At 69.7% G+C, this 24,298-nt stretch carries 21 protein-coding genes and 2 pseudogenes; 13 read left to right on the top strand and 10 right to left on the bottom strand.

Translation table 11 applies throughout. The features are described 5' to 3' along the window. Positions 1-20: 20 nt before the first annotated feature. On the top strand, positions 21-815 hold the full coding sequence (locus tag ACWD35_RS32040; RefSeq protein ID WP_451354843.1) for a maleylpyruvate isomerase family mycothiol-dependent enzyme: 795 nt from the start codon (positions 21-23) through the stop codon (positions 813-815). A 74-nt stretch (positions 816-889) separates the two neighbouring features. Here ACWD35_RS32040 and ACWD35_RS32035 read toward each other — a convergent pair whose 3' ends face one another. The 6 genes from ACWD35_RS32035 to ACWD35_RS32010 all read right to left on the bottom strand — a co-directional run bounded on the left by ACWD35_RS32035 (position 890) and on the right by ACWD35_RS32010 (position 6,470). Then, a complete protein-coding gene (locus ACWD35_RS32035; RefSeq protein WP_451354842.1) occupies positions 890-1,546 on the bottom strand; it encodes an LAETG motif-containing sortase-dependent surface protein in 657 nt (218 codons plus the stop codon). Positions 1,547-1,770: 224 nt separating this feature from the next. Beyond that, positions 1,771-2,178, bottom strand: coding sequence for a VOC family protein (locus ACWD35_RS32030; RefSeq protein WP_451354841.1), 408 nt, complete (start codon positions 2,176-2,178; stop codon positions 1,771-1,773). Positions 2,179-2,269: 91 nt separating this feature from the next. Beyond that, entirely contained in the window at positions 2,270-3,634 is a 1,365-nt protein-coding gene (locus ACWD35_RS32025; protein ID WP_451354840.1) for a hypothetical protein, read from the bottom strand. Continuing rightward, positions 3,616-4,356 carry an ABC transporter ATP-binding protein gene (locus ACWD35_RS32020; protein ID WP_451354839.1) on the bottom strand — a complete coding sequence of 247 codons (741 nt, stop codon included), beginning with the start codon at positions 4,354-4,356 and terminating at the stop codon, positions 3,616-3,618. Before ACWD35_RS32020 ends, ACWD35_RS32025 begins: the two co-directional genes overlap by 19 nt. Before the next feature lie 211 nt (positions 4,357-4,567). Next, entirely contained in the window at positions 4,568-5,932 is a 1,365-nt protein-coding gene (locus ACWD35_RS32015; RefSeq protein WP_451354838.1) for an aspartate aminotransferase family protein, read from the bottom strand. A 19-nt stretch (positions 5,933-5,951) separates the two neighbouring features. Then, on the bottom strand, positions 5,952-6,470 hold the full coding sequence (locus tag ACWD35_RS32010; protein ID WP_451354837.1) for an Lrp/AsnC family transcriptional regulator: 519 nt from the start codon (positions 6,468-6,470) through the stop codon (positions 5,952-5,954). Positions 6,471-6,676: 206 nt separating this feature from the next. On the opposite strand from ACWD35_RS32010, the gene ACWD35_RS32005 reads away from it, so the two are divergent. The 4 genes from ACWD35_RS32005 to ACWD35_RS31990 all read left to right on the top strand — a co-directional run bounded on the left by ACWD35_RS32005 (position 6,677) and on the right by ACWD35_RS31990 (position 11,531). After that, positions 6,677-8,116 (top strand): gamma-aminobutyraldehyde dehydrogenase, encoded by a 1,440-nt coding sequence (locus ACWD35_RS32005; protein WP_451354836.1) that lies wholly within the window; start codon positions 6,677-6,679, stop codon positions 8,114-8,116. A gap of 206 nt (positions 8,117-8,322) precedes the next feature. After that, on the top strand, positions 8,323-9,516 hold the full coding sequence (locus tag ACWD35_RS32000) for an ABC transporter substrate-binding protein (RefSeq protein WP_451354835.1): 1,194 nt from the start codon (positions 8,323-8,325) through the stop codon (positions 9,514-9,516). Between the two features lie 97 nt (positions 9,517-9,613). Next, entirely contained in the window at positions 9,614-10,963 is a 1,350-nt protein-coding gene (locus tag ACWD35_RS31995; RefSeq protein WP_451354834.1) for an FAD-dependent oxidoreductase, read from the top strand. Between the two features lie 31 nt (positions 10,964-10,994). Further along, a complete protein-coding gene (locus ACWD35_RS31990) occupies positions 10,995-11,531 on the top strand; it encodes a hypothetical protein (RefSeq protein ID WP_451354833.1) in 537 nt (178 codons plus the stop codon). Here the strand turns inward: ACWD35_RS31990 and ACWD35_RS31985 are convergent. From ACWD35_RS31985 to ACWD35_RS31975, 3 genes and pseudogenes are all read right to left on the bottom strand, one after another. Then, a complete protein-coding gene (locus tag ACWD35_RS31985) occupies positions 11,521-12,663 on the bottom strand; it encodes a serine hydrolase domain-containing protein (RefSeq protein ID WP_451354832.1) in 1,143 nt (380 codons plus the stop codon). The genes ACWD35_RS31990 and ACWD35_RS31985 overlap by 11 nt on opposite strands. A gap of 169 nt (positions 12,664-12,832) precedes the next feature. Next, the gene (locus ACWD35_RS31980; protein WP_451354831.1) at positions 12,833-13,519 is read right to left on the bottom strand and encodes a glycerophosphodiester phosphodiesterase; all 687 of its coding nucleotides are present in this window, start codon (positions 13,517-13,519) and stop codon (positions 12,833-12,835) included. Positions 13,520-13,564: 45 nt separating this feature from the next. Beyond that, positions 13,565-14,673, bottom strand: a pseudogene (locus ACWD35_RS31975) (adenosine deaminase). A gap of 97 nt (positions 14,674-14,770) precedes the next feature. On the opposite strand from ACWD35_RS31975, the gene ACWD35_RS31970 reads away from it, so the two are divergent. Next, positions 14,771-15,388 (top strand): DUF4190 domain-containing protein, encoded by a 618-nt coding sequence (locus ACWD35_RS31970; RefSeq protein ID WP_451354830.1) that lies wholly within the window; start codon positions 14,771-14,773, stop codon positions 15,386-15,388. Positions 15,389-15,435: 47 nt separating this feature from the next. Here ACWD35_RS31970 and ACWD35_RS31965 read toward each other — a convergent pair whose 3' ends face one another. Further along, positions 15,436-15,993, bottom strand: coding sequence for an NADAR family protein (locus ACWD35_RS31965; protein ID WP_451354829.1), 558 nt, complete (start codon positions 15,991-15,993; stop codon positions 15,436-15,438). A gap of 208 nt (positions 15,994-16,201) precedes the next feature. Here ACWD35_RS31965 and ACWD35_RS31960 point away from each other — a divergent pair, with 208 nt between their 5' ends. From ACWD35_RS31960 to ACWD35_RS31930, 7 genes and pseudogenes are all read left to right on the top strand, one after another. Then, entirely contained in the window at positions 16,202-17,737 is a 1,536-nt protein-coding gene (locus tag ACWD35_RS31960) for a gamma-aminobutyraldehyde dehydrogenase (RefSeq protein WP_451354828.1), read from the top strand. Between the two features lie 92 nt (positions 17,738-17,829). After that, positions 17,830-19,077: an ABC transporter substrate-binding protein gene (locus ACWD35_RS31955; protein WP_451354918.1), complete on the top strand. Its 1,248-nt coding sequence runs from the start codon at positions 17,830-17,832 to the stop codon at positions 19,075-19,077. 8 nt (positions 19,078-19,085) lie between these two features. Next, on the top strand, positions 19,086-20,240 hold the full coding sequence (locus tag ACWD35_RS31950) for an ABC transporter ATP-binding protein (RefSeq protein ID WP_451354827.1): 1,155 nt from the start codon (positions 19,086-19,088) through the stop codon (positions 20,238-20,240). Beyond that, complete coding sequence (locus tag ACWD35_RS31945; RefSeq protein WP_451354826.1) at positions 20,240-21,169, top strand: ABC transporter permease; 930 nt, start codon at positions 20,240-20,242, stop codon at positions 21,167-21,169. The genes ACWD35_RS31950 and ACWD35_RS31945 overlap by 1 nt, the downstream gene beginning before the upstream one ends. Then, complete coding sequence (locus tag ACWD35_RS31940) at positions 21,170-21,970, top strand: ABC transporter permease (RefSeq protein ID WP_451354825.1); 801 nt, start codon at positions 21,170-21,172, stop codon at positions 21,968-21,970. A 35-nt stretch (positions 21,971-22,005) separates the two neighbouring features. Beyond that, positions 22,006-23,436 carry an NAD(P)/FAD-dependent oxidoreductase gene (locus ACWD35_RS31935; protein ID WP_451354824.1) on the top strand — a complete coding sequence of 477 codons (1,431 nt, stop codon included), beginning with the start codon at positions 22,006-22,008 and terminating at the stop codon, positions 23,434-23,436. Positions 23,437-23,583: 147 nt separating this feature from the next. Continuing rightward, positions 23,584-24,298: pseudogene (locus tag ACWD35_RS31930) on the top strand (hypothetical protein); the annotation flags it as partial.

Genomic DNA, 24,298 nt, shown 5'->3' with positions numbered 1-24,298 from the left:
GGAGCTCTAGGGTGAGGGTCATGACTCTGCTCGCACATGACCGTTACTGCGACGAAATCGCCTATCAGGTCGACCAGTTGAGGGCCGTCGCGACCTCCGGTGCCGATCTGGCCACCCCCGTCCCGACCTGCCCGGAGTGGTCGCTGGAAGACCTCGTACGGCACATGGGCGCCGCCCTGCGCTGGGTGAACGCCCTGGTGCGCAGCCGGGCGCAGGAGAACATCCCGTCCGACCGGATCCCGCTGCGCCGCGGGCCGGAGGAGCGAGGCGACGCGGCGGCCCTGGACGCATGGCTGGCGGAGACCGGCGAACTCGTCGTCGGGGCGCTGCGGGAGGCCGGGCCCGACACCAAGGTGTGGAGCTGGCAGGGGAACGCGACGTCCGGCTTCTGGGCCCGCCGTATGACCCACGAGATCACCGTGCACCGTGCCGACGCCGTCCTCGCCGTCGGCCAGTCCTACGAGGTGGCGCCCGAGGTGGCCGTCGACGCGCTGGACGAGTGGCTGGACCTCGCCGCGTGGTTCCAGCAGCACCGGGGCGACGAGCAGGCCCACCGGCTGGACGGCCCAGCGCGCTCGATCCACCTGCACGCCACCGACGCCGACCCCGCCCTGAACGCCGAATGGCTCCTGGAGTTCGGTGCGGACGGCGTCCAGTGGCGGCGCGGCCACGAGAAGGCGACGGTCGCCCTGCGCGGCCCGCTCACCTCGGTCCTGCTCGCCTTCTACCGGCGGCTCCCGCTGGACACGCCCGGCCTCGAAGTGCTCGGCGAGCGTGAGGTGCTGGACCTCTGGCTGTCCCGGGCGAGCTTCTGAACATGACTGAACATGACTGAGCCCGTCCCCTGGGGATAGGAGGACGGGCTCAGCGGCGCAAGGGGGCCGAGGCGTCAGTCGCCGTTCTTCGCCCCACGGCGGCGCATGCCGAAGAACACCGCGCCACCGCCGACGACGACCAGCGCCCCGGCGATCCCGGCGATCAGGCCGGTGTTGGAGCTGGCACCGGTCTCGGCGAGGTTCGAGTCACCGGCCGCGGGGGACGGCGCGTTGTTCGACGTGTCCGCCGGGGCGGAGCTGGACGCGGAGGCCGACGGAGTCGGGGTCGCGGACTCGGCCGGGGCGGACGTGGACGCGGACGGCGCCGGGGTGACCGGCGGCTTCGGGGTCTTCGTCTCGGTCTTGCAAGCCGTGTGAGGGGTCTTCACGTCGGGCTTGACGTTCTGGTCGACCTGGTCGCCGGCCTGGACGTGGACGCGGTACGTCGTCTTCGGCTTCCAGGCCTCAGCGAAGGTGACCGTGGTGCCCTCGGCGGTGCCCTTGACGACCTGCGGCCGGCCGACCGGCGTCTCGACGCCGGCGGGGCTCTTCAGGAACACGGTGATGGTGGCAGGGGTGCCCGAGCGGTCCTTGTCGGTGACGACGATGGAACCCTTGCCGCCGTCGCACGTGGCTACGGCGGAGAACTCACTGATGTCGCAGGCGAGCGCGTGGCCCGCGACACCGAGGGCCAGCGCGGTGGTGGCGGAGGCGACACCCAGGATGCGCACGGAACGACGTGCGTTACGGCGAGTTATGGACAACGTTTGTCCTTTACAGAGTGCAAGTGAGGGGGGTTTGGGGGGAGTTGGGGCCAAATGAGAGAACGGCGCCCCAGCGCCCCCAGGAGGCTCACAGGTCTATAAGCGCTCCGTAAGAACTGTCAACGCCCGCGCCGTCAACAGACGTTGACTTTACCCCCTCATTAACCGCCGTGATGTTTGACGGGTTGGGTTCAGCCCTGGATGGCCGCCGGGTCCATCCAGATGACCTCCCAGGTGTGGCCGTCGAGGTCGTCGAAGGACCGGCCGTACATGAAGCCGAGGTCCTGAGTCTTGCCGCCGGCCGTGCCGCCCGCCGCGAGCGCCTTGTCGACCAGCTCGTCCACCTTCGCGCGGCTCTCGGCGCTCAGCGCCACCAGGACCTCGCTGGTCTTCGTGGCGTCGGCGATCTCCTTGTCGGTGAAGGTCGCGTAGAACGGCTTGGTGAGGAGCATCGCGACGATCGTCTCGCTGATCACCACGGAGGCGGCGTTCTCGTCGCTGAACTGCGGGTTGATCGTGTAGCCGAGGTCCGTGAAGAACTTCTTCGAGGCGTCGAGGTCGTTCACGGGCAGGTTCACGAAGATCATCTGCTGGTACATGGGGGTCTGTCTCCCTCGGATCCGTGCGCTTGCTGCGGTTCGCTGGGGTAGACGACCGGCCGCGGAAAAACTCATCGGCGGATCGGAAAAATTATCTGCGGGCCAGCGGAAGAGCCGCCAGATTCGCGATCACCAAGGTCAGCGGGACGAACAGGGCGAGCAGGGCGCCCGCGCGCAGGGCGGCGGCACTGCGCAGCATCGTGGCCGGGGCGCCGAGGCGCAGCAGCGCGGCGATGGTGTCGGCGCGGCACTGGCGGGCCTCGACGGCCGCCGTCAGCAGGGTCGCCACCGTGCAGCCGGTGACGACGAGCCCGAAGAGGGTGCTGAGCGGCCCGAAGGGGTGCGTCGAGTCGTCGTACAGGGAGGTCATCGCGTACCCGGCGGCGGCCACCGCGCAGACCACGCCGAGCGGGCGCCCGATCCGGGTGGCCTCGGCCATGAGCACCCGGCCCGCCAGCAGCCGCAGCGCGCCCGGGCGGACCGACTGCAGGAGCCTGCCGCACAGGTGGGTGAGGCCGGGCCCGGCGAGGACCAGACCGAGGGCGGTGAGGAGCCAGCCGACCAGGACCGTGACGGCTCCGGCGGGCAGCGCCGTGAGGCTGGGGGTGGAGCCGGCGCGGCCCGTGTAGGCCTGTACGGCGAGACCTGCGGCGACGGCGGTGATGCCCCAGGGGAGCCCGGCGGGGACGTCGCGCCCGGGCGCCGGGCCGGGGACCGCGCCGGACCGGTCGGTGTCCTGGGCGTGCTGGGCGTCCTCGGCGTTCGGGGCGTTCTGGCCCTCGGGCTCGGGGGCCGTTTCCTCCGCCGGGGCCTCCGCGCGCCGCCGCTCAGCTGTACGCCAGTGCGCGCCGAACCTGCCGTACGCCCCGAACGTCTCCCGCGCCGCCGCGTGGCCGTGCGCCCCGAAGCGGCCGAAGGCGTGGCTGCCCCGGGCCGCGGGGCGGGGGTCCTGGGGGCGCAGTGCCAGGGCCACCGTCGTCGAGGCGATCACCGGGACGACGGTCAGCAGGGTCAGGGCTGCCGGGAGCGGCAGCGGCTGGTCCGCGGCCAGGAACTGAGCCGCCGCGCCGTCGAAGGGCATGCCGGTCAGGTCGCCGCGCAGGTGCAGGAAGACCAGCAGCGCCAGCAGCGAGCCCAGGGTGCAGGACAGGGCCGTGGTCAGCGCCGAGATCGCCATCAGGCGCCCGGGGCCGAGACCGACGGCGGACAGGCCGGGCCGCGGTCGGGTGCCGGGGTCGGTACGGGCGACCGCGAGCGCGAAGTGCACGGTGGCGGCGACCGGGATCGCGCACCAGGCCAGGCGAGGCAGGGCGGTGCCCGTCGGGCCGGGGTGGCGCAGCGCGTAGCCGAGGGCGGAGAGCAGCAGGAAGCCGGTGCCGGCCGCGGCCAGGGCGACCAGCATCCGGCGGAGCTGGAGGCCGGGCCGGCCCGCACGGGTCAGACGGAGAGCGAGCACGCGGCCCGGCTTTCGGTCTCGGGGGCGTCCGGAAGGTGCAGGGTGTGCACGCGCCGCCCGTCCAGCAGGGACACCGTGCGGTCGGCGATCGCGGCGGTGTCGGCGTCGTGCGTGGCGAGGACCACCGTGATGCCGTGCGAGCGGGCGACCGTGGTGAGCGTGCGCAGGACAGGGCCGCGGTCGGCGCGGTACAGCGGAGCCGTCGGCTCGTCCGCGAAGAGCACCGTGGGGCCGGGGGCGAGCGCGCGGGCGATGGAGACGCGCTGGCGCTCGGCCTGCTGGAGTTCGTGCGGGCGTTTGCGGGAGGTGGTGCCGACGTCCAGGCGTTCCAGCCACTCCAGGGCGGCCACCTTGGCTCTGCGGCGGCTGGTGCCGCGCAGCATCAGCGGGAGGGCGGCGTTCTCCCACGCGTTCAGCTCGGGGACCAGGACCGGCGCGGGGTCGATCCAGCCGAACCGGTCCCGGCGCAGCCGCTCCCGAGCCATCGGCCCCAGGGTGTGCACGGGGGAGCTGTTGAACCAGACCTCGCCCTGGCGCACCGGCACCAGACCGGACAGGCAGCGCAGCAGTGTGGTCTTGCCGCTGCCGCGCGGGCCGCTCACGGCGAGGACCTCTCCCTCCCGCACAGCCAGCGAGACGCCGGCGAGCCCGGGCGAGCCGTCGGGGTGCCTGAAGTGCAGGGCGCGTGCCCAGAGCACGTCGTTGTCCGGCGGGGCCTCCATGGCGTACACCTCGGTTCTGATCCGTTTTCCCTTGACCTGGTCCCCCGTGCGGGGGAACGAAGGCTGGGCCGATCGGTCACTGGGCACGCTAGGCAGCCACCCCCGGGAGCCCGGACAGCACACGGCCCCGGGCCGCCGTTCTCACTCGAACGGAGGGCACCGGGGCCGGTGTTGATCATCCAGCGGGATGATCGGAGCTTCCCGAGGAGGCTCAGAGCTTGGTCCACGCCTCCGTGAGGGTGGCCCGCAGGATCTGCTCGATCTCGTCGAAGGTCTCCTGGTTGGAGATCAGCGGCGGGGCGAGCTGGATCACCGGGTCGCCGCGGTCGTCGGCACGGCAGTACAGGCCGTTCTCGAACAGCGCCTTGGAGAGGAAGCCGTACAGGACGCGCTCGGTCTCCTCCTCGTTGAAGGACTCCTTGGTGTTCTTGTCCTTCACCAGCTCGATGCCGTAGAAGAAGCCGTTGCCGCGGACGTCGCCGACGATCGGCAGGTCGTGCAGCTTCTGCAGCGTCGAGAGGAACGCGCCCTCGTTGTCCAGCACGTGCTGGTTGATGTTCTCGCGCTCGAACAGGTCGAGGTTGGCGAGACCCACCGCGGCGGACACCGGGTGACCACCGAAGGTGTAGCCGTGCAGGAAGGTGTTGTCGCCCTTGTAGAACGGCTCGGCGATGCGGTCGGAGACGATGCAGGCGCCGATCGGGGAGTAGCCCGAGGTCATGCCCTTGGCGCAGGTGATCATGTCCGGGACGTAGCCGAACTTGTCGCAGGCGAACATCGTGCCCAGGCGGCCGAAGGCGCAGATGACCTCGTCCGACACGAGGAGCACGTCGTACTTGTCGCAGATCTCGCGCACGCGCTGGAAGTAGCCGGGCGGCGGCGGGAAGCAGCCACCGGCGTTCTGCACCGGCTCCAGGAAGACCGCGGCGACGGTGTCCGGGCCCTCGAAGAGGATCTCCTGCTCGATCTGGTCGGCGGCCCAGCGGCCGAAGGCCTCGGGGTCGTCACCGAAGAGCGGCGCGCGGTAGATGTTGGTGTTCGGCACCTTGTGCGCACCCGGCACCAGCGGCTCGAACGGGGCCTTCAGGCCCGGCAGGCCGGTGATGGACAGGGCGCCCTGCGGGGTGCCGTGGTAGGCGACCGCACGGGAGATGACCTTGTACTTGGTCGGCTTGCCCTTGAGCTTGAAGTACTGCTTGGCGAGCTTCCAGGCGGTCTCGACCGCCTCGCCGCCGCCGGTGGTGAAGAAGACCTTGTTCAGGTCGCCCGGGGCGTAGTCGGCGAGGCGCTCGGCCAGCTCGACGGCCTTCGGGTGGGCGTAGGACCACACCGGGAAGAAGGCCAGCTCCTGGGCCTGCTTGAAGGCGGTCTCGGCGAGTTCCGTGCGGCCGTGACCGGCCTGGACCACGAACAGACCAGCAAGACCGTCGAGGTAGCGCCTGCCCTTGTCGTCGTAGATGTAGGTGCCCTCACCCCGGACGATCGTCGGGACGGGGGAGTTCTCGTACGAGGACATGCGGGTGAAGTGCATCCACAGGTGGTCGTACGCGGTGCGGCTGAGGTCCTTGCTGCTCACGGTTATCGGGTCCTCACGGTTATCGGGTTCCCCACATGTAGGTCTGCTTCTTGAGCTTCAGATAGACGAAGCTCTCGGTGGAGCGCACTCCGGGCAGGGACCGGATGCGTTTGTTGATGACGTCCAGCAGGTGGTCGTCGTCCTCGCAGACGATCTCGGCGAGGATGTCGAACGAGCCCGCGGTCATCACCACGTACTCGACTTCCGACATGTCAGTCAGCGCGTCCGCGATCGACTCGACATCGCCCTCGACGTTGATCCCGACCATCGCCTGCCGACGGAAGCCCACGGTGAGCGGGTCCGTGACGGCGACGATCTGCATCACGCCCTGGTCCAGCAGCTTCTGGACGCGCTGTCGCACGGCCGCCTCGGAGAGGCCGACGGCCTTGCCGATCGCGGCGTACGGCCTCCGGCCGTCCTCCTGGAGCTGCTGAATGATGGCGAGGGAGACGGCATCCAGCGTAGGGGTGCCGTTCCTGGACTCGCGGGACGAGTCCCTCTGGTCTGCGCTTCGACTGGCCACGACCTCACTGTGCACGAGGTCTCGACAGTTTTGCAACCCCCGAGCGATGAAATTCGTTGTTTCGACGACCGTTACTTGCGGATTTCGCAGGAGTGATGGCGGTGGGGGTGTTGAAAACGTGGGTCAGCCGACTAGGGTTGGGGTGTCTCAGTGACTGGACAGCCGAACCGGCTGGTCAGGCTGGACAGCTCGAACCCTCGAATCAGATCAGGAGGCCGGCAGTGAGCACCGAGCTGCGTCGTCTGCGCAACTACATCGACGGTGAGTTCCGGGACGCCGCCGACGGACGGACCACCGACGTGGTCAACCCCGCGACGGGCGAGGCGTACGCGACCGCGCCGCTGTCCGGCCAGGCGGACGTGGACGCCGCGATGGCAGCCGCCGCCGCGGCCTTCCCGGCCTGGCGCGACACCACCCCCGCCGAGCGGCAGAAGGCCCTCCTGAAGATCGCGGACGCGTTCGAGGAGCGCGCCGAGGAACTGATCGCGGCCGAGGTGGAGAACACGGGCAAGCCGACCGGGCTCACCCGCTCCGAGGAGATCCCGCCGATGGTCGACCAGATCCGCTTCTTCGCGGGTGCGGCCCGGATGCTCGAGGGCCGCTCGGCCGGCGAGTACATGGACGGGATGACCTCGATCATCCGCCGCGAGCCGGTCGGCGTCTGCGCGCAGGTGGCGCCGTGGAACTACCCGATGATGATGGCCGTATGGAAGTTCGCCCCGGCCATCGCCGCGGGCAACACCGTGGTGCTGAAGCCGTCGGACACGACCCCGGCCTCCACCGTCCTGATCGCCGACATCATGGGCTCGATCCTCCCCAAGGGCGTCTTCAACGTCATCTGCGGCGACCGTGAGACCGGCCGCCAGATGGTCGAGCACGAGACCCCGGCGATGGCCTCCATCACCGGCTCCGTGCGCGCCGGCATGTCCGTCGCCGAGTCCGCCTCCAAGGACCTCAAGCGGGTCCACCTGGAGCTGGGCGGCAAGGCCCCGGTCGTCGTCTTCGAGGACAGCGACATCGCGAAGGCTGTCGAGGACATCTCGGTCGCGGGCTACTTCAACGCAGGCCAGGACTGCACGGCCGCCACCCGCGTCCTCGTCCAGGAGTCCATCCACGACGAGTTCGTGGCCGCGCTCGCCAAGGCCGCGTCCGAGACCAAGACCGGTCAGCCGGACGACGAGGACGTCCTCTTCGGCCCGCTGAACAACCCCAACCAGCTCAAGCAGGTCGCCGGCTTCATCGAGCGGCTGCCCGCCCACGCCAAGGTCGAGGCCGGCGGCCACCGGGTCGGCGAGGAGGGCTACTTCTTCGCCGCGACCGTCGTCTCGGGCCTCAAGCAGGACGACGAGATCATCCAGAACGAGGTCTTCGGCCCGGTCATCACCGTCCAGTCCTTCACCGACGAGGACCAGGCCGTCGAGTGGGCCAACGGCGTCGAGTACGCCCTCGCCTCCTCGGTGTGGACCAAGGACCACGGCCGTGCGATGCGCATGTCCAAGAAGCTCGACTTCGGCTGCGTGTGGATCAACACCCACATCCCGCTGGTCGCCGAGATGCCCCACGGCGGCTTCAAGAAGTCCGGCTACGGCAAGGACCTGTCGGCGTACGGCTTCGAGGACTACACGCGCATCAAGCACGTGATGACGTCCCTGGACTCCTGAGCCCCGGCGGCTTCGCCGCACCACGACCTCGGCCCCGGACGGGTTCACCTCCCCGTCCGGGGCCGAGGTGTCTGTCGTAGGGCTGTTCTGTCGTACGGCCCCGCTCTCGCCGTACGGCTGCTGATCGACAAGGTGTCGGGTCCGGACCGGCGGGCTCGACGCAGCGTCGATTGTCGGCGCGCGGGCGTTCGCGGCATCCTTCCTGGGTGCCCCAGACCCCCTCCCGTAAGCCCCCGTTGTCCCGTCGTTCCCTGCTGCGCGCGCTGGGCGGCACCGCCGCGCTCGGTGCGCTGGCCGGCTGCGGAGTGCCCGCCGCCTACGTCCAGCCCGGCGACCGTGCCGTGGCCGACGAGTCCGCCGCCGACCGGAAGCTGACCTGGGCGAACTGGCCGCTCTACATCGACACCGACGACCACGACCCGAACAAGCGCCCCACGCTGGACGCCTTCGAGAAGCGCACCGGGATCTCCGTCGACTACACCGAGGAGATCAACGACAACGACGAGTTCTTCGGCAAGATCAGCCCCGCGCTGATGAACCACCAGTCCACCGGCCGCGACCTGATCGTCATCAGCGACTGGATGTGCGCGCGGTTCGTGCGGCTCGGCTGGGTGCAGCGGATGGACCGTGCCCACCAGCCGAACGTGGCGCAGCACCTCGACCCGCTGCTCCGCTCGCCCGCCTTCGACCCGGGCCGCCGGTTCACGGTGCCCTGGCAGTCGGGCATCACCGGCATCGCGTACAACCACAAGAAGCTCGGCCGCGAGATACGCCAGGTGTCGGACCTGTGGGCGAAGGACCTCAAGGGCCGCGTGACCCTGCTGTCCGGCCTGGACGAGTCGTTCGCGCTGCTGATGCAGGGCAACGGCGTCGACATCACGAAGTGGACGGCGGACGACTTCCACCGGGTCTGCGACCAGGTGGAGCGGGAGGTCCACCGGGGCCAGATCCGCCGCTTCACCGGCAACGACTACACCAAGGACCTGGTCAGCGGCGACGTCCTGGCCTGCCAGGCGTACTCCGGTGACGTCATCCAGCTCCAGGCCGACAACCCCGACATCCGCTTCGTCGTACCGGAGTCGGGCGCGGAGCTGTGGTCGGACTCCCTGATGATCCCCAACCGGGCCCGCCACAAGGCCAACGCGGAACGGCTGGTCGACTACTACTACACCCCCGAGGTCGCGGCTGGTCTCGCCGCTTGGGTCAACTACGTCTGCCCGGTCCCGGCCGCCAAGGAGGTGCTGGCCGCGGCCAAGGACAAGGACACCGCCGCCCTGGCCGAGAACCCGCTGATCTTCCCCGACAGCACCATGCGCAAGCGGCTCGCCGTCGCCCGTGACATAACGTCCACCGAGCGCGTGGAGTTCGCCCGGCGCTGGAACCGGATCGTGGGGCTGTAACACGCGCTCCCCGGGTGCTTCCCGAGCCCCGTGTCGCGCTGCTCGCAAAGCCCGTTGACCCGTGTGAACGCCCTGGTCGGCACACGTGGGAGACGACATGACAGCAAATCGCCCTTGGGGCAAGGCCGTGGTCATCGGCGGCAGTTACGCGGGGCTGGTGACCGCCCGGGTGCTGGCCGACTTCTTCCGGGAGGTCGTCCTCGTGGAACGCGACGCCGTCGACGAGGACACCGGAACCCATCCCGGCGCCCCGCAGGGCTACCACGCGCACGCGATGCTGGCCCGGGGCGGCCAGATCCTGGAGCGGCTCTTCCCGGGCCTGCGCGAGGAGTTGCGCGGCGAGGGCGCGCCGGTCTTCGACTACGGGGAGGGGATCGATTTCCTGCTGCCCGCGGGACTCGCGCCTCGCAAGAGCACGGGCATCAGGATCCAGACGTTCACTCGCCACGAGCTGGAACGCCGGCTGCGCCGCAAGGTGCTCGTCCGGCCCGAGGTCGCGCTGCTGCCGTCCACCCGGTGCGCGGGCCTGACCCGGGACGCCTCGGGACGGGTGAGCGGGGTGACCTGCCAAGGGCAGGACGACGAGCCCTACGAGGTGGCCGCCGACCTGGTGGTCGACGCCTCCGGCCGGTCCAGCGCGCTGGCGGACTGGCTGGGCGCGATGGGGGTCGCCGTCCCGCCGAAGCGGACCGTGAAGGCCAAGGTCACGTACACGTCGATGAACTTCGACCGGCCCGCGGAGGACCACCCGACCCACCCGGACTACTACGTCGCGTACCAGATGCTGTTCGCGCCCACCGTGCCCCGGGCGGGCGTCATGCTGGCCGTCGAACGGAACCGCTGGACGTGCTCGCTGTTCGGCTTCGAGGACCAGCCGCCGACCGACGACAAGGGCTACCTGGCCTTCGCGGAGAGCCTGGACAACCCGCGCCTGGCCCAGCAGATCAGCCGGCGCAGCGTCCAGGAGTCCACCCACCGCTACACCAACGTCGACAACCAGTGGCGTCCCTACCACGCCGTCCGGAACTGGCCGGACCGGCTGATCGCCGTCGGCGACGCCGTCTGCGTCTTCAACCCCGTCTACGGCCAGGGCCTGACGGTGGCCGCGATGGAGGCGGAGGTGCTGCACCGGATGCTGGCGGCCCGCCGCCGGTCCGGGCAGCAACTGGACGGTCTGGCCGGCGGCTTCCAGAAGAAGCTGGGCCGACTGCTGCTGGGCCCGTGGACGCTGTCCACCAACTCGGACCTGATGTGGAACCCCGAACGCCAGCCGCTCGCCGCGCGCTTCGCCCACTGGTACAACACGCGGCTGTTCCGGGTGGCGGTGCAGGACGCGGACGTGTGGTCGGCGTTCGTGCGGGTGGTCAACATGGTGGCCTCCCCGGCCCTGCTGTTCCACCCGGCGGTGGCCGTGAAGGTGCTGAACCCGTGGCGCGGGCGGTTTTGAACGCGTTCAAACACTGGCGTACGCTCCTCCCATGAGCGACAGTGCCGCCCTGCTCAAGGGCATCCGCGTGTGGCTGGTCTTCTTCGTCGTGTGCCTCGTGCTCAGCGGGGCCACCGCCTTTCCGCTGGTGCACGAACTACGGTGGACGGAGAGCGCGTTGCGGGCGCTCTCAGTGCCCGACCGTCTGCCGGGGCTGATGGACTGGATCTCGCGGGTGCGGGTCGGACTCGACACCGTCGACGCCAAGTACCCGTTCGTGCTCTACGGCACGGACTGGCTGGCCTTCGCCCATCTCGTCATCGCCGTCGCCTTCTACGGGCCGTTCCGCGACCCCGTCCGCAACATCTGGGTGATCGAGTTCGGGATGATCGCCTGCGCCGGGATCATCCCGCTCGCGCTGATCTGCGGCCCGGTCCGCGGGATCCCCTTCTGGTGGTCGGTGATCGACATGTCCTTCGGGTTCTTCGGGGTCATCCCGCTGTACGTCGTACGGAAGAAGATCAAGCGGCTGGAACAGCTGACCGCGCCGTCCGCATCCGCCGCCGCGGCCGTGGCCGTCAGCGGTTGAAGGCGGGATAGGCGAAGCGCTGGGCGGTGGCCAGGCCGTCGCCCTTGGCGTCCGTGGAGTTCACCGAGTAGACGAGGGTGCGGGACAGGTCGGGGGTGGCCGCGATCACCGTGGCGTAGCCCGGCCGCGACCCGGTCTTGCCCCAGATCACCTTGCCGTTCAGCTCGAACCGCTCCAGCCCCGCGCCGTACCGTGCCCCCGGCACGTCGGGGAGCGTGAACATCTCCTTCAGCTGCGGCTCGGGCACGACCCGGCCGCGGAACAGACCCACCAGCAGCCGCTCCAGGTCCGCGGTCGTGGAGATCAGGTCCCCGGCCGCCCAGCGGTCGGACATGTTCCAGTCGGTCACGTCGACCAGCTTGCCGTCGATCCAGTCGTAGCCCCGGTTGTGCGGTCCGTGGATACGGGGGTCCGCGCCGACGGGGAACGAGGAGTCCCGCATGCCGAGCGGCCGGAAGATCCGCAACTCGGCCTGGTGCGCGTACGAGTCCCCGGTCACCTTCTCTATGAGCATGCCGAGCACGGTGTAGTGGATGTTGTCGTACACCTGATGGGTGCCGGGCGCGTACTGAGGGCCCTGGGCGACCGAGGACGCGACGACCTGCTCGGGCGTCAGCGTCTCGAAGCGGTGCGGGTAGCCGTCCTCGACCGTGTCCCCGAGGGACATACCCGAGTGCAGTCCGCTGGTGTAGTTCAGCAACTGCCGTACGGTGATGGGGCTGAAGTCCTTGGTGAGCAGGTCCGGCAGATACTGCTGCACGGTGCCGTCGAGGTCGATGCGGCCCTCCGCGGCCAGTTGCAGCACGAGCGCCGCGGTGACCACCTTCGTCACCGAACCGGCCCGGAAGCGCGCGTTCTCCAGCGCCGGCGCCCCGCTCCGGACGTCCCGCACCCCGGCCGTACCGCGCCAGCTCCCGTCGCCGCCGACGCGCAGCAGCGCGGCGGTCGCGGTGTGGTCGGGGAGTCCGGCGATCGCGGCGGCGAGGGCGTCGGAGTCCGGGCCGGCCGTCGTGACCTGCCCGGACACCGTCTTCGTGGGCGCGGCGAACGCGGGGGCGGCGGCCAGCGGGCCGGCGGTCAGCGCGAGGACGAGTCCGGCGGCCAGGAGGACGGGTCGGCTGCCGCGGCGCATGGGCTGCTCCTTGGGGAGGATCGGAAGATCGCGGTGAAGTACGTGATCATCCTCTGCCGCCCGCCCGCTGCCCGGATCGTCACTGAGGAGGGTGTACGACCCCGGCCGCTCCCTGATCAACGACCCTTGTATGCCGAGGAGTTGTCGGGGCCCGCCCCCTAGGGGACGGCTAGGCGCCGTTGCGCAGCGCGTGCAGGGTGTCGATGCGGTTCGTCGTGATGGAGTCGACGCCCAGGTCGAGCAGGCGGCGCATGGTGCGGCGGGTGTCCGGGGTCCACACGGACAGCAGGTACCCGTCGTGGTGGATGCGCGCGCTCAGGTTCCGGTCGACCAGGGAGAAGCGGTAGTTGAGCCAGCGAGGGCGGATCGCGTCCAGCAGGGCGGGCCGGGGCGGGGCGAGGGTCGTCCAGGTCAGGGCGATCTCGGCGGCCGGGTCGGCGGCCCGGACGGCGAGCATGGCATCGGCGTACGCGCAGTAGTACACGCGCTCCCGGGCCCCGCTCTCCCGGACCACGTCCATGATCCGCTGGACCGTGCGGCGGTCGACCCGCCCGCACAGGTCCAGCATCACCCGGCTGCCGTCCGTCGCCGCCAGCGCCTCCGCCAGCGTCGGCACACCGCCCGCCGTGAGCCCGCGCACCTCCTCGGCGGACAGAGCGCCGAGCGGCCGGTCGATCTCCCACAGCCGCTTCAGCGTCTCGTCGTGCAGCAGTACGGGGACGCCGTCACGGGTGAGCCGTACGTCGATCTCGACCGCGTCCGCGCCCTGTACGAGCGCGGAACGCAGCGAGCCGACGGTGTTCTCACGGAGGCGGTAGGGGTCGCCGCGATGGGCCACGGCGGTCACGGTCTGCATGGCCCCCATTGTGGCGGGGGAGCGGGGGTGAGCTGGGCGCAGGTGTCAGCGGGCGAGCCAGGCGGTGGTGTACGTGTCGATCTCCCCGGAGATCCGGGCCTTGCCCGCCGGGTCCAGGAAGGACGCCTCCACGGCGTTCTTGGCGAGGTCGGCCACGCCCCGCTCGTCCAGGTCGAGGAGGCGGGCGGCGACCGCGTACTCGTTGTTCAGGTCGGTGCCGAACATCGGCGGGTCGTCGGAGTTGATCGTGACCAGCACCCCGGCCTCGACGAACTCCTTGATCGGGTGCTCGTCCAGCGTGCGCACCGCGCGCGTGGCGATGTTCGAGGTCGGGCAGACCTCCAGCGGGATGCGGTGCTCGGCGAGGTGGGCGAGCAGCCGGGGGTCCTGGGCCGAGCTGGTGCCGTGCCCGATGCGCTCCGCGCGCAGCTCGGTCAGCGCGTCCCACACGGTCTGCGGGCCGGTCGTCTCCCCGGCGTGCGGAACGGAGCGCAGGCCCGCGGCGATGGCCTGGTCGAAGTACGGCTTGAACTGCGGCCGGTCCACGCCGACCTCGGGTCCGCCGAGCCCGAACGACACCAGGCCCTCCGGGCGGACCCGGTCCTCGGTCGCGAGCCGCACCGTCTCCTCGGCCGACTGGAGTCCGGCCTCGCCGGGAATGTCGAAGCACCAGCGCAGTACGGTCCCGAACTCGGCCTCGGCCGACTTCCGGGCGTCCTCGATCGCGTCCATGAAGGCCCGCTCGTCGATGCCGCGGCGGGTGGAGGAGAACGGGGTGATGGTCAGCTCGGCGTACCGCACCTGCTGCCGGGCCAGGTCGCGGGCCACCTCGTAGGTGAGCAGCCGGACGTCCTCCGGGGTGCGGATGAGGTCGACGACCGAGAGGTAGACCTCGACGAAGTGCGCGAAGTCCGTGAAGGTGAAGTACCGGGCGAGGGCCTCGGGGTCGGTGGGGACCTTGGAGTCGGGGTGGCGGGCGGACAGTTCCGAGACGATGCGCGGGGAGGCGGAGCCTACGTGGTGGACGTGCAGTTCGGCCTTGGGCAGTCCGGCGATGAAGGCGCGCAGGTCGTGGTCGGTCAAGGGTTCCTCCCCGGGAACGGCGCCCGCGGACCGTGGTCCGTGATCCGGGCGCGGGTGATCGGCTGATCGATGACTGCCGGTCATCGTAGGCCCTGGCTCAGGCCCCGGGCCGGGGTGCCCGGGAGCCTCGCCGTAGCATGGCGGGACATTCTGCAGAGGGGGCCAGTCATGTCCGACGAGGTGTCGCAGCCGGGGCCTGCCGATGCGCCGTGGCCGGGCTCGGTCCACGACCAGCAGACGGTGACGTCGCTGCCCGCGGCCACTGATGTCCCCCCGGCCTGGGCCCCTCCGGCCGCCTCCGGCAACCCCTTCGCTTCGCCCGCGGCCCCGGGTGTCCTGCCCCAGGCCGCTGCCGTGCCTCCGCCGCCCATCGCACCCGACGGCCCCGGGCAGGTGCCGTACGGCTACCCGGGCGGACCGGCGCCGTACGGCTATGCCTATCCGGCCCAGGCGGCGCAGCCGCCGTACGGCTCGGGCGGTGTCCCCTCCTACCCGGCCGGGAACGGCTACGGCTACGGCTGGCCCGGTATGCAGCAGATGCCGAGCAACGGCATGGGCACGGCCTCCCTGGTGCTCGGCATCCTGTCGGCGGTCGGCTTCATAATCTGGCCGGTGGCCCTGGTGCTGGGCATCCTGTCGGTGATCTTCGGCGCGCTCGGCCGCGGCAGGGCGAGCCGCGGCGAGGCCACGAACCCCGGCGTGGCCCTGGCCGGCCTCATCTGCGGCGCGGCAGGCATCGTCCTGGTCCTGCTCCTGTTCGCCGCGATCATCGCGTTCCGCCTCTGATCCGGTCGGCGAAGCGGGGCCCCTTTCGCGGCCGGAGCCCCGCAGGGCTACGCCCCCGCCAGCCTTTCCCGTGCCTCCATCAGCGCGAAGCCCAGCAGGTTGGGGCCCTTCCAGCGCTCCGGGTCCGACGCGGCCTCGTCGTCCGCGGTGAGGCCGATGCCCCACACGCGGTCCACCGGGCTCGCCTCCACCAGCACCCGGTCGCCGCTGCCCAGCAGGAACTCCCGCAGGTCGTCGTGCGCGGCGAACTTGTGGACGCTGCCCTGGGCCACGATCTCGAAGCGCTCCCGCTCCCATATGGCCTCGTCGAAGTCGCGGACCAGCCGCCCCGCCTTCTTGGCCTCGGCGGGATGCACGGCGGCCAGCACCCGGCGCTCCGCCTCCGCGTCCCTGAACAGGCGCGCCTTACCGGCCATCATCCAGTGCTCTGCCGTCGCGTAGGAGACGCCGTCCACTACGAAGGGTGACGGCCACCACTGGCTCAGACAGCTCGCGCCGATCCGGCCGTCCGGCCTCGGCCGGTGCCCCCAGAAGTGAAGGTATTTGATCCGGGCACCCGCCCGAACCTCTCTGATCAGGGACTCCACCCCGTCGATCTTGCCCATGCACGCGAGTGTGGCACGCACCACTGACACTCCGTCCGGCCTTTTCCCTCTCGACTCGACACCTGGTCGACAGATTCCGTCGCGTAACCAAAAGGCAACAACGGAATCACTTGTTGGAGTCCCATTGCTCTGTCAGGATCGGCACTCAAATCGAGCTGGAGCTACGCCACCCACCCCCCGGGACGGGCGAACGGCGGAGGAGAGCGACATGCATAAACCGGGCACCGCCACCCCGGAACGATTCCCCGCGCAGGAGCGCTTCGCCGAGGGCGCGCAATACATCGCGGGCCGTCTGACGAAGGGCACCTCCGGCCGTACCCATGCAGTGGTCGACCCCGCGACCGGCGCGGAGGTGTACACCTACGAGCTGGCCGGCACGCAGGACGTCGACGCGGCCGTGGCCGCCGCGCGCGACGCCTTCCCCGGCTGGTCCTCGCTGACCCCCGGCGAGCGCTCCGACGCGCTGCACCGGTTCGCTGCCGTGCTCGCCGACCGTGCCGAGGACTTCGCCCGCGCGGAGTCCCTCCAGTGCGGCAAGCCGCTGAAGCTCACCCGCGAGTTCGACGTGCCGGGAACCATCGACAACATCGCGTTCTTCGCCGGGGCCGCCCGGCACCTGCAGGGGCAGTCCGCCGGTGAGTACTCCGGCGACCACACGTCCTACGTCCGCCGCGAGCCGATCGGTGTCGTCGGGTCCATCGCGCCCTGGAACTACCCGCTGCAGATGGCCGCCTGGAAGATCCTCCCGGCGATCGCCGCGGGCAACACCATCGTGCTCAAGCCCGCCGAGCTGACCCCGCTCACCTCGCTGATGTTCGCCCAGGCCGCCACGGACGCCGGGATCCCGGACGGCGTGATCAACACCGTCACCGGGACCGGGAGGGAGGCCGGTGAGCACCTCGTCGGGCACCCCGATGTCGCCATGACCTCCTTCACCGGGTCCACCGGCGTCGGCAAGCGGGTCGCCGAGGTCGCCACGGCCACCGTCAAGCGGCTCCACCTGGAGCTGGGCGGCAAGGCGCCCTTCGTCGTCTTCGACGACGCCGACCTGGACGCCGCCGTGAACGGGGCCGTCGCCGGTGCGCTCATCAACACCGGGCAGGACTGCACGGCCGCCACGCGCGCGTACGTGCAACGGCCGCTCTACGAGGAGTTCCTGCTGAAGACGGCCGCCCTCATGGCGAGCGTCCGGCTCGGCGACCCCTTCGCGCCCGGCACCGACCTCGGCCCGCTGATCTCGCACGTCCAGCGCGACCGCGTCGCCGGCTTCGTGGACCGTGCGCGTGCCTACGCGCGCGTGCTGACCGGCGGCGAGGCTCCCCAGGGTGACCTCAAGGACGGCGCCTACTACCGGCCGACGCTGATCGCCGACGCCCCGCAGGACAGCGAGGTCGTGCAATCGGAGATCTTCGGCCCGGTCCTGGTCGTCCTGCCGTTCGACAGTGACGACGAGGGCATCCGGCTGGCCAACGACACCCCGTACGGCCTCGCCGCCTCCGCGTGGACGGGCAACGTCTACCGCGCGAACCGCGCCACCCGCGAGATCAAGGCGGGCTGTGTGTGGATCAACGACCACATCCCGATCATCAGCGAGATGCCGCACGGCGGCTACAAGGCCTCTGGCTTCGGCAAGGACATGTCGGCGTACTCATTCGAGGAGTACACGCAGGTCAAGCACGTCATGTTCGACAATACTGCGGTCGCCCGCAAGGACTGGCACCGCACGATCTTCGGGGACCGGTAGCAGACCCTCACCGGCTGCCGCCGGATGCGACGACAAGGCCCGTGACCAGGCCGACCCATCCCTCCCGTCCCTCCCGAAAGGGCACCACGCGCATGGAGCAGTACGAGCCCGACCGCCTGACACCGGTCGAACTGGCCGCCATACGCCGCAGCTTCCGAAGCGGCAGGGCCGCGATGACCCGCCGTTCGCTGCTGCGCGCCTCCGCGGGCGGCGCGCTCGCCGTCGGCGGACTCGGGGCCCTGAGCGGCTGCGGCATCCCCGCGGCGGCCAAGACCCAGGGCGGTGTGTCCGCCGACGACCACTCGGCCAAGGAGAAGGCCGTCAACTTCTCCAACTGGCCCGAGTACATCGACGTGGACGACAAGGGCAAGAGCCACCCCACGCTCGACGCGTTCGCCAAGCAGACCGGTATCAGGGTCAAGTACACCGAGGACATCAACGACAACGACGAGTTCTTCGGCAAGATCCAGCCGCAGCTCGCCGCGGGCCAGGACACCGGCCGCGACCTGATCGTCCTCACCGACTGGCTGGCCGCCCGGATGATCCGGCTCGGGTACGTCCAGAAACTGGACCCGTCCAACCTGCCGCACGCCTTCGCCAACCTGTCGGACCAGTTCCGCGCCCCCGACTGGGACCCGGGGCGGGCGTACTCGTACCCCTGGCAGGGCATCTCGACCGTCATCGCGTACAACAAGAAGGCGCTCGACGGCATCGAGGTGAAGTCGGTCTCCGACCTGCTGGACAACCCGAAGCTCAAGGGCCGGGTCGGTTTCCTCACGGAGATGCGGGACAGCATCGGCATGACCATGCTCGACATGGGCAAGGACCCGGCGAAGTTCAGCGACGACGACTTCGACGCGGTGATCGCCCGCCTGCAGAAGGCCGTCGACAAGGGCCAGATCCGCCGCTTCACCGGCAACGACTACACGTCCGACCTGAGCAAGGGCGACTTCGCCGCGTGCATCGCCTGGGCCGGCGACGTCGTCCAGCTCCAGGCGGACAGCCCGGACGTCGGCTACGTCATTCCCGACAGCGGCTACATGACGTCCACCGACAACATGCTGATCCCCAACAGGGCGCGCCACAAGACGAACGCCGAGCGGCTCATCGACTACTTCTTCGAGCCCGAGCCGGCCGCCGAACTCGCCGCCTACATCAACTATGTGAGTCCGGTCGCGGGCGTGAAGCCCTATCTGGCCAAGATCGACAAATCGGCGGCGAACAACCCGCTGATCGTGCCCGACAAGGCCATGCAGGCCAGGTCCCATGCCTTCCGCTCGCTGAGCTCGAAGGAAGAGACGGCCTACCAGCAGAAGTTCTCCAAGCTCACAGGGGCGTGACGACGACGATGACGACGACAGACAACAGCGGCGACGTCCGCCTCACCGGTATCGGCAAGACCTACGGTTCCTTCACCGCCGTACACCCGCTCGACCTGACCGTGCCGCAGGGCTCCTTCTTCGCCCTGCTCGGCGCCTCCGGCTGCGGCAAGACCACCACCCTGCGCATGATCGCGGGCCTGGAGGAGCCGACGAGCGGCACCGTGCGCCTCGGCGAGCAGGACGTCACGCACCTGCCGCCGTACAAGCGGCCGGTGAACACCGTGTTCCAGTCCTACGCCCTCTTCCCGCACCTCGACATCTTCGAGAACGTCGCCTTCGGCCTGCGCCGGCGCGGCATCAAGAGCGTGAAGAAGCAGGTCGAGGAGATGCTGGAGCTGGTCCAGCTCGGCGAGCAGGCGCGCAAGAAGCCGCACCAGCTCTCCGGCGGCCAGCAGCAGCGCGTCGCCGTCGCCCGCGCGCTCATCAACCACCCCAAGGTGCTCCTGCTCGACGAGCCGCTCGGCGCCCTCGACCTGAAGCTGCGCCGCCAGATGCAGCTGGAGCTCAAGCGCATCCAGACCGAGGTCGGCATCACCTTCATCCACGTCACGCACGACCAGGAGGAGGCCATGACCATGGCCGACACGGTCGCCGTGATGAACGCGGGCCGCGTCGAGCAGCTCGGCTCGCCCGCCGACCTGTACGAGAACCCGCAGACCACCTTCGTCGCGAACTTCCTCGGCACCTCCAACCTCATCGAGGCCGAGGTCGACTCCAGGAGCGGCGGCGACATCGTGCTCAAGGCGGGCGGCGGCAAGCTGGTGCTGCCCGAGGCGCGCTGCAGCGCCCCGACGACGACCGGCGGCAAGGTGCTGGTCGGCATCCGCCCGGAGAAGATCTCGCTCACCCACGCCGACGACGCGGGGGAGATCCCGGAGGGCCGCAACCGCCTCACCGGCAAGATCGCGGACGCGAGTTTCATCGGCGTCTCCACGCAGTACGTGATCGACAGCCCGGTCTGTGACGAACTCGCGGTCTACGTCCAGAACGTCGAGCGCGACGGCCGGCTCGTCCCCGGCGCCGACGTCGTCCTGCACTGGAACCCGGCGCACACCTTCGGCCTGGACGCGGCGCAGGACATCGACGCCGGCGTGGAGACGGTCGGGGAAGAGGCCGCCTGATGACGACGATCACCAAGGCCGATGCGCCCGTCGCGGCGCCGGCCCCCGAGACGAAGCCCCCGCGGAGGCGCGGCAGATTCACGCCGTACTGGCTGCTGCTCCCCGGCATGCTGTGGCTGATCGTCTTCTTCGCGCTGCCGATGATCTACCAGGCCTCCACGTCCGTGCAGACGGGTTCCCTGGAGCAGGGCTACAAGGTCACCTGGCACTTCGTCACCTACTGGAACGCGCTGTCCGAGTACTGGCCGCAGTTCCTGCGCTCCGTCTTCTACGCCGCCGCCGCGACCGTGCTGTGTCTGCTGCTCGGCTACCCGCTGGCGTACATGATCGCCTTCCGCGCGGGCCGGTGGAAGAACCTGATCATGATCCTGGTGATCGCGCCGTTCTTCACCAGCTTCCTGATCCGCACCCTGGCCTGGAAGACGATCCTCGCCGACAACGGCCCGGTCGTGCACACCCTCAACTCGCTGCACATCCTGGACCTGACCAACTTCCTCGGCTGGACGGCCGGCGACCGCGTCCTCGCCACCCCGCTCGCGGTGGTGTGCGGACTGACGTACAACTTCCTGCCGTTCATGATCCTGCCGCTCTACACCTCGCTGGAGCGGATCGACGGGCGGCTGCACGAGGCGGCCGGCGACCTGTACGCCAAGCCGTGGACCACCTTCCGCAAGGTCACCTTCCCGCTGTCGATGCCGGGCGTGGTCTCGGGCACGCTGCTCACCTTCATTCCGGCGGCCGGTGACTACGTCAACGCCGAACTGCTCGGCTCCACCGACACCCGCATGATCGGAAACGTCATCCAGACGCAGTTCCTGCGCATTCTGGACTATCCGACGGCGGCTGCACTCTCCTTCATTCTCATGGCCGCGATCCTGCTCATGGTCACGGTCTACATCCGCCGGTCCGGGACGGAGGATCTGGTCTAAATGCCCTTCGTCACCTGGCTCAAGCGCCGTCTCGTCGTCATCGCGGGACTCCTGACGCTCGCTTATCTTCTGCTGCCCAACGTCATCGTCACGGTGTTCTCCTTCAACAAGCCGAAGGGGCGCTTCAACTACGAGTGGCAGCAGTTCTCCATAGCGGCCTGGAAGGACCCGTGCGGGGTCGCCGACATGTGCGGCTCGCTGTCCATCAGCCTCCAGATCGCGATCTGGGCGACGCTCGGCGCGACCGTCCTCGGCACGATGATCGCCTTCGCGCTGGTCCGCTACCGGTTCCGCGCGCGCGGCGCCGTCAGCTCGCTGATCTTCCTGCCGATGGCGATGCCCGAGGTCGTCATGGCCGCCTCGCTGCTCACCCTGTTCCTCAACATGGGCGCCCAGCTCGGCTTCATGACGATCCTGATCGCGCACATCATGTTCTGCCTCAGCTTCGTCGTCACCGCGGTCAAGGCGCGCGTGATGTCGATGGACCCGCGCCTGGAGGAGGCCGCCCGGGACCTGTACGCCGGCCCCGTGCAGACCTTCCTGCGGGTCACCCTGCCGATCGCGGCACCCGGAATCGCGGCGGGCGCGCTGCTGTCCTTCGCGCTCTCCTTCGACGATTTCATCATCACCAATTTCAACGCGGGCTCGACCGTCACCTTCCCCATGTTCGTCTGGGGTTCGGCGCAGCGCGGAACGCCCGTTCAGATCAATGTCATCGGTACGGCCATGTTCCTCGTCGCCGTACTGTTCGTCCTGGTCTCGATGTTCATCACCAATCGCCGTAACAATCAAAAGGCATAAGCCTTTCAGGAAAGTCCTCGTAGGGAGTTGAAATCATGGCCCCAAGCGCCATGAGTCGTGGCAAAGACAACTGGATCTCCTCTCTTTCCGAAGCCCAGCCGGTCCCGTACTGGCTGGAAGACCCCGGCAAGCCACCCGCCGAGCCCGCGCTCACCGGCACCGACACCTGCGACCTGCTGGTCGTCGGCGGCGGCTACAGCGGACTGTGGACCGCGCTCAACGCGAAGGAGCGCGACCCGCAGCGCGACGTGGTCCTGCTGGAAGGCCGCGAGGTGGGCTGGGCCGCCTCCGGCCGCAACGGCGGCTTCTGCGCCGCCTCCCTCACCCACGGCCTGCCCAACGGCCTCACCCGCTGGCCCGGTGAGATCCACAAGCTGGAGGAGCTGGGCCGGCGCAACCTCGACGAGATCGAGGCGGCTGTCAGCCGGCACGGCATCGACTGCGACTTCGAGCGCACCGGCGAGATCGACGTCGCCACCGAGACCTACCAGGCCTGGGAACTGCGCGACTGGCACCGGCAGTTGGAGGAGAAGGGCCTCGCCGACGGCATCGAGTTCCTGGACGCCGACACCGTGCGCGAGCAGGTCAACTCGCCCACCTTCGAGGCGGGCCTGTGGGACCGCCGGGGCGTGGCCATGCTGCACCCCGCCAAGCTGGCCTGGGGCCTGAAGCAGGCGTGCATCAGGCTCGGCGTCCGCGTGTACGAGCACACGCCCGCGCTCACTTTGAAGCAGTACGGCGCCGGGATGGCCGTACGCACCCCGTACGGCTCGGTCCGCGCCCGCCAGGTCGCGCTCGGCACGAACATCTTCCCGAGCCTGCTGCGGCGCCTGCGCTCGTACACCGTCCCGGTCTACGACTACGCGCTGATGACCGAGCCGCTCAGCGACGGGCAGCTCGCGGACATCGGCTGGAAGAACCGCCAGGGGCTCGGCGACTCGGCCAACCAGTTCCACTACTTCCGGCTGTCCGCCGACAACCGGATCCTGTGGGGCGGGTACGACGCGATCCACCACTACGGCGGCCGGGTGCGCGCCGAGTACGACGACCGCCCGGAGACCTACGCCAAGCTCGCGGGCCACTTCTTCGCCTGCTTCCCGCAGCTGGAGGGCGTCCGCTTCACGCACGCCTGGGGCGGTGCCATCGACACCTGCTCCCGCTTCTCGGCGTTCTTCGGCACCGCCCACCAGGGGAAGGTGGCGTACGCGGCGGGCTACACCGGCCTCGGCGTCGGCGCGACCCGCTTCGGCGCCGACGTGATGCTGGACCTGCTGGAGGGGGAGCGCACCGAGCGGACGGAGCTGGAGATGGTCCGCAAGAAGCCGCTGCCGTTCCCGCCGGAGCCCTTCGCCTGGACGGGCATCGCCCTCACCAAGTGGTCCCTGGCCCGCGCGGACACCCACGGGGGCCGCCGGAACCTGTGGCTGCGCACGATGGACCGGCTGGGGCTGGGCTTCGACAGCTGAGCCGAGCCGATCCGTTTACCCGGTCCTTATGGCTGAGTCAAGCCACGAGTTTCCGGAACATGACCTTGCTGCTGGATTCCGGCGTACTTGAAGCACGGGCCTCGCCGGGAGGCACCGACTTCCACTTCGGATCAGCAGGAGAAGATCATGACTCGCATCACCCGCAAGAACGACGGCTCGCGTCCCAAGCGCCGCCTGGGTCTGGCGACGGCGGTGGCCTCCGCCGCCGTCGTCGCCGGAGGCGTCATGCTGCCGGCCGCGGTCGCCACGGCGGCCCCGATGCACCAGCCGTCGACGGTGCGTACAGCTCCGCAGCACGACCACCACAATCGGTACTGCTGGGAGGTCACGTACACGAAGCACTGGAAGAAGCACCACGACTTCTACTGCTGGGACGACCACTACAAGTACTACTGGGACTACGACCACAACTGCTACTACGTGTGGTCGGGCCATCACCGGTTCTACTTCTGGGACTCCTACGACAACGTCTACTACTTCCACGACCACCACCATCACCAGGACCACTACTGGGACCTGCACGACGAGGACCACTGGAAGAAGGACCCCAGCCACGGGGACTGGGACTCCCACAAGTCGGACCACTCGGACCACGGGTCGTCCGACCCGGGCTCCGACAACAAGGATTCGGGCTCCGACAAGAAGGACTCCGGGTCGAGCGACTCCGGGACGACGGACCCGGGCAAGACGGACACCGGTAAGACGGACACCGGTAAGAACGACCCCGCGCAGCAGGACCAGACCCAGCAGGATCAGCCGCAGCAGGACCCGAAGCCGGGGCAGGCTGAGGAGGACCAGGCGAAGCAGGATCAGGGCCAGCAGGACCAGACCCAGCAGGAAC

It is taken from the genome of Streptomyces sp. NPDC002671 (assembly GCF_053592475.1).
Note: the sequence above shows the minus strand (reverse complement) of the source record. Positions and strands in the feature narration are given on the sequence as shown.

Coding starts and splice junctions, on each gene's coding strand:
- ACWD35_RS31965 (WP_451354829.1), bottom strand. CDS start 15,993: ATGGGCAAGATCGACGGGGTGGAGTCCCTGATCAGAGAGGTTCGGGCG.
- ACWD35_RS31985 (WP_451354832.1), bottom strand. CDS start 12,663: ATGCGCCGCGGCAGCCGACCCGTCCTCCTGGCCGCCGGACTCGTCCTC.
- ACWD35_RS31940 (WP_451354825.1), top strand. CDS start 21,170: ATGCCCTTCGTCACCTGGCTCAAGCGCCGTCTCGTCGTCATCGCGGGA.
- ACWD35_RS31980 (WP_451354831.1), bottom strand. CDS start 13,519: ATGCAGACCGTGACCGCCGTGGCCCATCGCGGCGACCCCTACCGCCTC.
- ACWD35_RS32030 (WP_451354841.1), bottom strand. CDS start 2,178: ATGTACCAGCAGATGATCTTCGTGAACCTGCCCGTGAACGACCTCGAC.
- ACWD35_RS31990 (WP_451354833.1), top strand. CDS start 10,995: ATGAGCGACAGTGCCGCCCTGCTCAAGGGCATCCGCGTGTGGCTGGTC.
- ACWD35_RS31935 (WP_451354824.1), top strand. CDS start 22,006: ATGGCCCCAAGCGCCATGAGTCGTGGCAAAGACAACTGGATCTCCTCT.
- ACWD35_RS31960 (WP_451354828.1), top strand. CDS start 16,202: ATGCATAAACCGGGCACCGCCACCCCGGAACGATTCCCCGCGCAGGAG.
- ACWD35_RS32020 (WP_451354839.1), bottom strand. CDS start 4,356: ATGGAGGCCCCGCCGGACAACGACGTGCTCTGGGCACGCGCCCTGCAC.
- ACWD35_RS31995 (WP_451354834.1), top strand. CDS start 9,614: ATGACAGCAAATCGCCCTTGGGGCAAGGCCGTGGTCATCGGCGGCAGT.
- ACWD35_RS31945 (WP_451354826.1), top strand. CDS start 20,240: ATGACGACGATCACCAAGGCCGATGCGCCCGTCGCGGCGCCGGCCCCC.
- ACWD35_RS31950 (WP_451354827.1), top strand. CDS start 19,086: ATGACGACGACAGACAACAGCGGCGACGTCCGCCTCACCGGTATCGGC.
- ACWD35_RS31970 (WP_451354830.1), top strand. CDS start 14,771: ATGTCCGACGAGGTGTCGCAGCCGGGGCCTGCCGATGCGCCGTGGCCG.
- ACWD35_RS32040 (WP_451354843.1), top strand. CDS start 21: ATGACTCTGCTCGCACATGACCGTTACTGCGACGAAATCGCCTATCAG.
- ACWD35_RS31955 (WP_451354918.1), top strand. CDS start 17,830: ATGGAGCAGTACGAGCCCGACCGCCTGACACCGGTCGAACTGGCCGCC.